We start from the raw sequence: 10,522 nt of genomic DNA, 5'->3' as shown, positions 1-10,522 counted from the left end.
CCAGATAATTTCATAAAAATGGTATATTATTTAGGTAATGCCTAAAAACACAATTCCACTAATTTAGGCGAAGAGCCTATTTTTTTTGCCTTAACATATTTTTATATCACAGGCGTTTGCCCTGATGATTTAAAACACAAAGTGTAAAAAAATCCATTTTACTAAAAATAGAATCAACAGTAAATCTTTTATCTACTATTTACTGTTTTCAAAGTATAACCGAAACATTTCTATTAAAGCCGATAAATTATTAATCTCTAGCTTTTCGAAAACTCTATTTTTAAAGGTACTAACCGTAGTCTTTCTAATTTTTAATAACTCTGCTATTTCTGAATTTCCATATCCTTGAATTAACAATCTTGCCACCTCAATTTCTCTATTAGACAACTGTTCTAATGGATTAATGGGGGTTTTTGAAATATAAGAGTCTAGAATTCTATCTTTAATATTTTGCGTCATATATTTTCCGGACAAAATCATGCTCGTTAATGCCTGTTTCATTTCCTCCTCGGAGCTAACTTTATTTAAATATCCAGAAGCACCCGCATTTAGATAGCGCATCGCATAAATATCCTCATCATAGGCAGACAACATTAAAATTTTAATATCTGGTTGACAAGCTTTAATCTCTGAAATGACATTCAAACTGTTACCTTCTGGAAAACTCACATCCAAAACTAATAAATCAATTTTAATCTCTTTCAACACTTTAAAAATATCCTCAAGAGACCCAGACTGACTAATTTTAGCGTTTAAAAACAATTCTTTTATTAGCAATGCGACTCCTTGCCTAACAACACTATGGTCGTCTGCAATTAAAAAAGAATAACTAGTTGATAATTTCATTTCTATTTAATTAAAATCTTTAAACAATAAATACAGCAACATTATAATTAATCCTCATAAAATAATTTCATGAGCGCTGGCTACTTTTCAAAACAGTATAAAAATCTTGTTTCGACCAAAACTTTGGATCGAAGAAGAAGTTTTTTTTTTGAGAAAACAATAAAGAAAAAACCAGCAAGCTACATTATTTAGTATTCCCTATGAAAAAAAACTTCGAAGCAATACAAACTTACTTTTTTTAGCATTTAAACATGACTTAATATCAAATTAAATGCAACTTTAGTACCCTTACCTTCTTGACTTTCAATACTGATATTTCCATCAAATAATTCAACTATTTCTTTACAAATATTCAACCCTAAACCAACTCCTAAATCATTAACATTCGCTGATATTGTTCCTTGATAATAGGATTCGAATATATTTTTCAAATCGTTCTCTAAAATACCTATTCCTGTATCTTGAATTTCAACTTTAAAATTCATTTCATAGTCCGAAACAGGCTCTAAATCAATAGTAATAGTTACTAATCCATTTTTAGTAAACTTGTTAGCATTTCCTATTATATTATAAAAAAGTTGGTGAATTTTCGTGGCATCTGAACAGACTTCTGAATTGGAATTCAAATTAGATATCACTTTTAATTTATTTCCTTTAGTACACAATAAGGAGGTCAGCGTAGAAATTATTTGATCAATTTCAGTTTCTAATTGAAAATTTTTATTTTGCAATTTGGGTTTAAGATTCTCATCTTTGGAATATTCTAAAATTTGATTTGCTAAAAGGAGTAGTGAATTTGCAGTAAACTGAATTGATTTGAAAGTATCTTTTATCTCTATGTTTTTAACAGAAGCACTAACTTTTTTACTGTAGATAGCTATTATATTTAATGGCGATCTAATTTCGTGACTAATCATCCCCATAATCCTATTTTTAAAATTTAAACTTTGACGTATTTGATTTTGGGCAATTGTCAATTTTTTTTCATACTCAAATGCCAAACGTGTAAAGTTTAAAAGTATGATTGAGACAATAAACATGGACACTATCAATATTATTAAAGTATAATTTCTAACTGTTTTATTTAATTGATATTGATTCAATACATTTTTCTGGGTATTCTCCTGAAATAAATTTACTGAATCACTAAAGTTTGGCACTATATTTTGACCTAGATTTAATAATTTACTATTAAGTGCTATTAATTTTAAGTCTTTAACCTTTAGGTTTAAAAACGATTTTTTAAGGTTATTGAATTCATTCTCATGGTATTTATTAGTTATCAAAAAAATATTTGCCATTTGCTCTTCAATACTACCCGTTACAATTCTATCTTTAAATTTCATGGTAACAACTGTATTTAATTGCTCTTTTTGTACCGTAAATTTTCCAGCAAACGCATCTCCTAATCTTGAAAACAAACCTTTTCTCGAAACACTATCCACTTTCATGTAAGTATCCGTTTTTATACTATCCAGAATCTTTTTGAATTGAAATTTTTTAAAATTAAAAAGTTTTGAAACATCCCCTTGGGTTGCACTAACCTGAAGATCAATAATAGAATCTATCGAAGACTTTAGAATTAAAATAGCAACTTCCGTTTTTTTCTTGTTTACTAATATCCGCTTAAAAGTTGTATTTCGACTCGAAACAAAAGACAAGCTATCTAATAAATAGCGAACCTCGTTTAACGTAGCTGTATACTTTTTTAATGAAGCTTCGTCTTTGTAATTGATATAATTATTAAAATGCTCTTGCGATTTGAGCAACGAATTATTTACCAGATTAGCATATTTTGAAATATCATTTGAAGATGCAATACCCTCAAAAGACTTTGTAAGTTGAGTTTCATTTGCTGTTTCATTAAACCATATAACGATAGCTAAAACTTGAAATAAAATAACCGAAAACAACAAAGCATAGTGTACTAGTTTGCGTTGTTCTAACTTTAGATTTTGCAAAAAAAACGGATTTAATTTAATTTTTTTTTTAACTACCATTTATTATTTAGTTTAAATAAGTTTACACCTTGGAAAATTACATTTAGCACTTTGACATTGTTAACAGTCCTTGCTTATTCTTTTAAAAAGAGGAACTTAATTTATAATGCGTACTATTTTAAACAAATATTTAATTAAAGCTATTTTATAATCCTGTTTTTTATATTTATAGCAATATATATAAAAAATCAGCAACTTGTATATACTTATTCCACGCTTATTCATATCGAACTAATATGACAAAATAAATATAAAAATTAAGAATTATCTTAACTATTAAAAATAAATTTTAAAAACAAGCATTACACCATTTCTAACTTCCATTATATGTGGCAAAACTAACCTTCTTTAACACAAGAAAATGTAATTTTTTATCGACATTTCTGTAGAACTTTATCTACAGAAAATACTTACATAACAACCCCAAAGTACTATAGATCCAATTCCTAAATTCACTGGAGAACACCCCAATTTCTATCTAAATTTAAGCCACAACTACAAATCAAAACCAAGTTATTTAAAACAAAAAAAGCTGCCTAAACAGACAGCTTTAAGTATAAAATCCTAAAAAATTTAAGCATCTAAATCAACTTTAGTTTGGCTTGCAATTTCTTTATAAGTACCATTTTCTAATTTTTCACGAATCGCTTCAAAAGCGACAAGCGTTTCGTCAACATCCGATAAAGTATGCGAAGTAGTTGGAATCATTCGCAATAAAATAATCCCTTTTGGAATCACTGGATAAATTACAATCGACAAGAAAATACCGTAATTTTCTCTTAAATCATTCACCATAACCATGGCTTCTGGCACGCTTCCTTCTAGATAAACAGGGGTAATACACGTATTGGTATCGCCAATATTAAATCCTCTTGATTTCAATCCGTTTTGCAACGCATTCACATTTACCCATAATTTATCTTTTATTTCTGATGAATTACGCAACAATTCCAATCGTTTCAAGGAACCTATTGTTTGAATCATTGGCAATGCTTTGGCAAACATTTGCGAACGTAAATTATATTTTAAATAATCAATAATATCCTTATCAGCTGCTACAAAAGCACCAATATTAGCCATTGATTTAGCAAACGTAGAGAAATAAACATCAATTCCATCCTGACAACCTTGCTCCTCGCCTGCTCCAGCTCCTGTTTTACCAAGTGTCCCAAAACCGTGCGCATCATCAACCAACAGACGGAAATTGTATTTCTCCTTCATGGCAACAATTTCTTTTAGTTTTCCTTGTTGACCACGCATTCCAAAAACACCTTCGGTAATAAAAAGAATTCCTCCTCCAGTTGTTTCGGCCAGTTTTGTGGCGCGTTGCAAGTTTTTCTCCATGCTTTCAATATCATTATGACGGTACGTAAAACGCTTGCCACTGTGCAAACGAACGCCGTCAATAATACAAGCATGCGCATCTACATCGTAAACAATAACATCATTTCGAGTAACTAGTGCGTCAATCGTGGACAGAATGCCTTGATAACCAAAATTCAACAAATAGGCGGACTCTTTCATGACAAAAGCAGCCAATTCCTCCTCTAGTTGTTCGTGGTATTTAGTGTGACCACTCATCATTCGAGCGCCCATTGGATACGCTGCGCCAAATTCAATCGCTGCATCAGCATCGGCTTTACGTACTTCGGGATGATTTGCCAAACCTAAATAATCGTTCAAACTCCAGTTCAAGATATCTTTTCCTTGAAACTGCATTCTTGGACCTAATTCGCCTTCCAATTTTGGAAAAACAAAATAACCTTCTGCTTGTGAAGCCCATTTTCCTAATGGCCCTTTATTGTTTTGGATTCTTTCGAATAAATCTTTTACCATAATATAACGACTTACTAATATTAATTTTAAGAGGTTGCAAAATTAATTATTTAATCTGTCTTATCATAATCTTTTTTAGGAGCAATTTCCAGCTGTTCATTTTAAATGAAATTCACTGAACTCAACTAAAAATAAACACATTGTGACGTAATCATTTTTCATAAAATCTTTTTTTCCAAGACTTTGCAGAAGCTTCTTTTGTCACTCTGCAAAGTCAAAAATAAATAGCTTTTCTCAAAAAAAGGATTTCCATTTCCATATAGGCTAGGGAGTAGATTTTACAATAAACTTTGTATATTTGAAAAGCCTTTTTTAATGCCAATACCAATTGCAAAATACAAATTACAATAAACAGTTATGTCACAAAATACCAAAGAACTAAAACTCGCCGTACTCATTGATGCCGATAATGTTCCGTACAGCAACGTAAAAGGAATGATGGAGGAAATTACTAAATACGGTACTCCAACCACCAAACGCATTTATGCCGATTGGACAAAGCCCAATGCCAACGGTTGGAAATCGGTTTTGCTGGAACACGCCATTACTCCTGTGCAACAATACAGCTATACGGTGGGCAAAAACTCTTCGGATTCGGCGTTGATTATTGATGCTATGGATTTGTTGTACTCGGATAAATTGGATGGTTTTTGCATCGTTTCTAGCGACAGTGATTTTACTAGATTAGCTATTCGCCTGCGAGAATCTGGCATGAAAGTCATTGGAATAGGCGAAAAAAAAACACCCAATGCGTTCATTGTTGCCTGCGACAGATTCATTTATATTGAAGTTCTTGAAGGCGCAATCAAAAAGAAAAAACCCAAACCAACTGCTACAAATACTATGGCAGACTCTAAAAAACCAGCCGAAAAAGAAGCCGCTATCAAAATCGACAATCCCACCATAGAACTCATTGAGGATACCATAGACGCTATTGGCGATGATGATGGCTGGGCATTTCTAGGCGATGTAGGAAACCTTATTGTAAAGAAAAAACCCGAATTTGACCCCCGAAGTTACGGTTTCAACAAACTTACACCCCTATTAAAATCCCTGACGGACATCCTCGAAATAGACGAAAGAGAATCCGACAAAAAAGGAATCAAACACGTGTATGTTCGATTGCGCTATAGCTAATAAATCCCTTTTACAACCCTAACATTTACCTTAAAAACATGAGACAAAAATTCTTCCTCTTTGGTACCATCGCCTTTTTAATGGCATTAACAGTATATTATTTTTTTAATTTTGGTTTAACCGCAGCCATTTGTATCGCCTTACTTTTGCTGGTTGGTCTTGCCAATAGTATCCAAAAAAAACATGCTATTTTAAGAAATTTTCCTGTTTTGGGGTATTTCAGGTATTTATTTGAAATGATTGCACCCGAGATTCAGCAATATTTTATAGAACGTTCTACAGATGGAAAACCATTTTCCAGAAACCAACGTTCACTCGTGTACCAAAGAGCCAAAAACATTGACGCCACAACCCCTTTTGGAACGCAACTAGTGCTCAATCAATCCAGTTACGAAGGAATCAAACATTCGATGTTTCCTGCCAAAGTCAAAGAGGACTTACCTCGCGTACTTGTAGGCGGTTCGGATTGTACGCAACCGTATTCTGCATCGCTACTTAATATTTCGGCAATGAGTTTTGGTTCTTTGAGCGAAAATGCCATTATGGCGCTCAATAAAGGAGCACTCAAAGGACATTTTTACCACAATACTGGCGAAGGCGGATTGACGCAATTTCACTTACAAGGTGGTGATGTTACCTGGCAAATAGGTACCGGTTATTTTGGTTGTCGCGATGATCGTGGCGGATTTGATGGCGGAAAATTTGCTGAAAAAGCCAATCTTCCTGCCGTTAAAATGATTGAAATAAAATTATCGCAAGGGGCAAAACCAGGTCATGGAGGCGTACTTCCTGCCCAAAAAAACACTGAAGAAATTGCCAAAATACGAGGCGTACAGCCTCACATCACCATATTGTCACCGCCTAGCCACAGTGCTTTTTCGGATGCTAAAGGATTAGTTGCATTTATTGCCCATTTACGCGAATTGGCTAATGGTAAACCCATTGGTTTTAAACTTTGTATTGGCGAAACAAGCGAATTCGAAACGCTGTGCCAAGAAATGATTAACAGCAATTGTTACCCTGATTTCATTACCGTAGATGGAGCCGAAGGTGGTACCGGTGCCGCTCCACTAGAATTTGCTGATGGGGTAGGAATGCCCTTTGAACCTGCTTTGATATTTGTTACTAAAACGTTAGTCCGTTTTGGAATCCGAGATAAAATCAGGGTGATTTGTAGTGGCAAAATCATCTCTGGTTATGCCATTTTAAGAGCCATTGCACTGGGTGCAGATATATGCAATAGTGCGCGTGGATTTATGTTTTCGTTAGGCTGTATCCAAGCGTTGCGTTGCAACAATAACGAGTGTCCAACAGGCGTGGCGACTCAAAACAAGATGCTAATGAAAGGTCTCGTGGTTACGGATAAATCGGAACGGGTATATCATTTTCATAAAAATACGCTACATGCCGCCAACGAACTTTTGGCAGCAGCCGGCAAAAAAGATTTTGCCGATGTTGACATATCCATTTTTATGCGTGGCGACGAATTTACCCATTTAGCCAATACTTATTTTCCAGATAATTTAACCAATGTTGCCAAATAATACTTTTGAAAAATCCTAGAATCCGGTATTTTATCCTAGTTATAATTGTAATTTTTCTTGGAATTATTTCTAGAAAAAGTGCGATTATTCCATTAGCGACCGGAGATTTACTCTATGCTGTAATGATTTATTTTGGCATCCGAATGGTAGGCACACGTATTCGCAAAAAACAAAGTGCCACCATAGGATTACTGCTTTGCTATGCCATCGAAATTTTCCAGCTCTACCAAGCAGATTGGATTATTCCCATACGAAAATCGCTCTTGGGACGCCTCATTCTAGGGCAAGGATTCCTGTGGAGTGACCTGATTGCTTATACTTTTGGAATCGCCATAGCCGTTGGTATTGATTACACATTCTTAAAAACTACAACCAAATGAAAATCGTTTTTGCAACTAACAATGCCCATAAAATTCTAGAAATACAAAGCATGCTTCCCAAAAATATCGAAATCATATCCTTGGAAAGCATTGGTTGTTTCGAGGAAATTCCCGAAACTGCTGACACTATCGAAGAGAACGCCATCATGAAAGCCAATTATGTTACCCAGAAATACGGCTACGATTGCTTTGCTGATGATACGGGACTCGAAGTAGCCATTTTGAACGGAGAACCTGGTGTTTTCTCGGCACGATATGCTGGCGAACAGCGTTCCGCTGATGCTAATATGAATAAATTACTATCGAACCTAGCCGACAAGCCGAATAGAAAAGCCCAATTCAAAACTGTCATTTGCTTGAATTTAAAGGAAAAACAAGTACTCTTTACAGGCATTGCCAAAGGCGAAATCACACTCGAAAAAACAGGAAATCAAGGTTTTGGTTACGATCCTATTTTTCGACCAGAAGGTTTTAGCGAAACATTTGCAACACTTTCATTGGAAACCAAAAACGAAATAAGTCATCGAGGCAAAGCAACACAAGCACTTATTGCGCATTTGAATAAGACAAACTAATTTGTTTTAAATACAACATTTTTGTCCAAATACTTTACATTTCAAGACGTTTTTCTGATCTAAAAACACAGTATGTTAATCGCGATTCAAGAAAACGAAATCTAACTTTCTGATAATCAAAAGCTAATAAAACATTAAATCTTAAAATAGCATTAGTTTATATGAATTATAAACAGTAATTTTGCACCCTATTTTAAAAATACATATGAATAAATTTGAACAATTAGGATTGAGTGAATCGTTACTGAAGGCGATTTTAGATCTAGGATTTGAGAATCCGACCGAAGTACAGGAGAAAGCGATTCCCCTATTATTGGAAAAAGACACAGATTTAGTTGCGTTGGCTCAGACAGGGACAGGGAAAACAGCAGCTTTTGGTTTTCCAGTTATTCAGAAAATTGATGCCAACAACAGAAATACACAGGCGTTAATTTTATCTCCAACACGCGAATTGTGTTTGCAGATTACCAACGAACTTAAAAACTACTCCAAATACGAAAAAGGTATTAATGTGGTAGCGGTTTACGGTGGAGCTAGCATTACAGAACAAGCGAGAGACATAAAGAGAGGTGCACAAGTAATTGTGGCAACTCCAGGAAGAATGCAAGATATGATAAACAGAGGTTTGGTAAACATTTCTCAAATTAACTATTGTATCCTTGACGAAGCAGACGAAATGTTGAATATGGGTTTCTACGAAGATATCGTAAACATCCTTTCTACAACGCCTGACGAAAAAAGTACGTGGTTGTTTTCTGCAACAATGCCTGCTGAAGTAGCACGTATTGGAAAACAATTTATGACCGACCCAATAGAAATTACTGTTGGTGCCAAAAACTCTGGTTCGGCTACAGTATCTCACGAATTTTACCTAGTAAATGCACGTGATCGTTACGAAGCTTTGAAACGTTTGGCAGATTGTAACCCTGATATTTTTTCAGTAGTTTTCTGTAGAACAAAACGCGATACACAAGCTGTTGCAGAGAAATTAATCGAGGATGGATACAGCGCAGCTGCATTGCACGGCGATTTATCGCAAGCGCAACGTGACGGTGTTATGAAATCGTTTAGAGGTAGACAAATCCAAATGCTTGTTGCGACTGATGTAGCGGCTCGTGGAATTGACGTTGACAACATTACTCACGTAGTAAATTACCAACTTCCTGACGAAATTGAAACCTACAACCACCGTTCAGGCCGAACTGGTCGTGCTGGTAAACTAGGAACTTCTATCGTAATTGTAACCAAAAGTGAATTGCGTAAAATTTCGTCTATCGAAAGAATCATTAAACAAAAATTCGAAGAAAAAACGTTGCCTTCTGGTATCGAAATCTGCGAAATTCAATTGTTGCACTTGGCTAACAAGATAAAAGACACCGAAGTAGATCACGAAATTGATAATTACTTACCAGCAATCAACACAGTTCTTGAAGGATTGTCAAAAGAGGAATTGATCAAGAAAATGGTATCGGTAGAATTCAACCGTTTTATCAATTATTACAAGAAAACAAGAGACATTTCAGGAATGTCATCAGGATCAGATCGTCGCGAACGTGATGATAGAGATGGCGGATCAAGAGAAAGCAACAATGCTGGTGGTGCCACTCGTTATTTTGTAAACATTGGTTCCCGTGATAATTTTGACTGGATGTCGTTGAAGGATTACTTGAAAGAAACATTAGACCTCGGTCGTGATGACGTTTTCAAGGTAGATGTAAAAGAAGGATTCTCTTTCTTTAACACCGATCCAGAACATACTGATAAAGTAATGGAAATATTGAACAATGTACAACTTGAAGGACGTCGTATTAATGTAGAAATTTCTAAAAACGATGGTGGAGGAAGACGTGATCATAATGGTAGAAGTTCTGGCGGAAGCTTTGGTGGCGGACGTAGTTCAGCTCCTAGACGTGAAGGCAGTTTTGCTCCCAGAAGAGAAGGTTCAGGCGGATTTGGCGGAAGAAGTGCAGCTCCAAGAGAAGGTGGCTTTGGCGGAAGAAGCGAATCAAGAAGCGCCTCTGCTCCAAGAACTGGAGGTTTCTCCTCTGATAGAGATAGAGCACCAAGAACAGAAGGTTCTTCTGATAGAGCACCAAGACGTTCCGAAAGCTTTGGTGACGCACCAAGACCAAGAAGACCAAGAAGAGACTAAAGATTTTGAATTGCTAATTTATAATTTGCAATTTTAGAAATCCTTGTTAATT

The 10,522-nt window shown here is 35.0% G+C and carries 8 protein-coding genes; 5 read left to right on the top strand and 3 right to left on the bottom strand.

Features of this window, described 5'->3' with window-relative positions; all coding sequences use genetic code 11:
- Positions 1 to 195 precede the first annotated feature (195 nt).
- The 3 genes from FNW21_RS08845 to FNW21_RS08835 form a co-directional block, all read right to left on the bottom strand.
- Positions 196 to 846: a response regulator transcription factor gene (locus FNW21_RS08845; protein ID WP_144256378.1), complete on the bottom strand. Its 651-nt coding sequence runs from the start codon at positions 844 to 846 to the stop codon at positions 196 to 198.
- Positions 847 to 1,091: 245 nt separating this feature from the next.
- Positions 1,092 to 2,846: a sensor histidine kinase gene (locus FNW21_RS08840; protein ID WP_144256377.1), complete on the bottom strand. Its 1,755-nt coding sequence runs from the start codon at positions 2,844 to 2,846 to the stop codon at positions 1,092 to 1,094.
- 573 nt (positions 2,847 to 3,419) lie between these two features.
- Entirely contained in the window at positions 3,420 to 4,682 is a 1,263-nt protein-coding gene (locus tag FNW21_RS08835; RefSeq protein ID WP_144256376.1) for an aminotransferase class I/II-fold pyridoxal phosphate-dependent enzyme, read from the bottom strand.
- Between the two features lie 357 nt (positions 4,683 to 5,039).
- On the opposite strand from FNW21_RS08835, the gene FNW21_RS08830 reads away from it, so the two are divergent.
- The 5 genes from FNW21_RS08830 (at position 5,040) to FNW21_RS08810 (ending at position 10,470) form a co-directional block, all read left to right on the top strand.
- Complete coding sequence (locus FNW21_RS08830) at positions 5,040 to 5,819, top strand: NYN domain-containing protein (RefSeq protein WP_144256375.1); 780 nt, start codon at positions 5,040 to 5,042, stop codon at positions 5,817 to 5,819.
- Between the two features lie 38 nt (positions 5,820 to 5,857).
- A complete protein-coding gene (locus tag FNW21_RS08825) occupies positions 5,858 to 7,363 on the top strand; it encodes an FMN-binding glutamate synthase family protein (RefSeq protein ID WP_144256374.1) in 1,506 nt (501 codons plus the stop codon).
- A 5-nt stretch (positions 7,364 to 7,368) separates the two neighbouring features.
- Positions 7,369 to 7,743 (top strand): ribosomal maturation YjgA family protein, encoded by a 375-nt coding sequence (locus FNW21_RS08820; protein WP_144256373.1) that lies wholly within the window; start codon positions 7,369 to 7,371, stop codon positions 7,741 to 7,743.
- The gene (locus FNW21_RS08815; protein WP_144256372.1) at positions 7,740 to 8,318 is read left to right on the top strand and encodes a non-canonical purine NTP diphosphatase; all 579 of its coding nucleotides are present in this window, start codon (positions 7,740 to 7,742) and stop codon (positions 8,316 to 8,318) included. The genes FNW21_RS08820 and FNW21_RS08815 overlap by 4 nt, the downstream gene beginning before the upstream one ends.
- A gap of 205 nt (positions 8,319 to 8,523) precedes the next feature.
- Positions 8,524 to 10,470, top strand: coding sequence for a DEAD/DEAH box helicase (locus FNW21_RS08810; RefSeq protein ID WP_144256371.1), 1,947 nt, complete (start codon positions 8,524 to 8,526; stop codon positions 10,468 to 10,470).
- Positions 10,471 to 10,522 lie beyond the last annotated feature (52 nt).

Origin of the sequence: Flavobacterium restrictum (genome assembly GCF_007097245.1) — a bacterium.
Classification (GTDB): Bacteria; Bacteroidota; Bacteroidia; order Flavobacteriales; family Flavobacteriaceae; genus Flavobacterium; species Flavobacterium restrictum.
Note: the sequence above shows the minus strand (reverse complement) of the source record. Positions and strands in the feature narration are given on the sequence as shown.

Coding starts and splice junctions, on each gene's coding strand:
- FNW21_RS08825 (WP_144256374.1), top strand. CDS start 5,858: ATGAGACAAAAATTCTTCCTCTTTGGTACCATCGCCTTTTTAATGGCA.
- FNW21_RS08840 (WP_144256377.1), bottom strand. CDS start 2,846: ATGGTAGTTAAAAAAAAAATTAAATTAAATCCGTTTTTTTTGCAAAAT.
- FNW21_RS08830 (WP_144256375.1), top strand. CDS start 5,040: ATGTCACAAAATACCAAAGAACTAAAACTCGCCGTACTCATTGATGCC.
- FNW21_RS08845 (WP_144256378.1), bottom strand. CDS start 846: ATGAAATTATCAACTAGTTATTCTTTTTTAATTGCAGACGACCATAGT.
- FNW21_RS08815 (WP_144256372.1), top strand. CDS start 7,740: ATGAAAATCGTTTTTGCAACTAACAATGCCCATAAAATTCTAGAAATA.
- FNW21_RS08835 (WP_144256376.1), bottom strand. CDS start 4,682: ATGGTAAAAGATTTATTCGAAAGAATCCAAAACAATAAAGGGCCATTA.
- FNW21_RS08810 (WP_144256371.1), top strand. CDS start 8,524: ATGAATAAATTTGAACAATTAGGATTGAGTGAATCGTTACTGAAGGCG.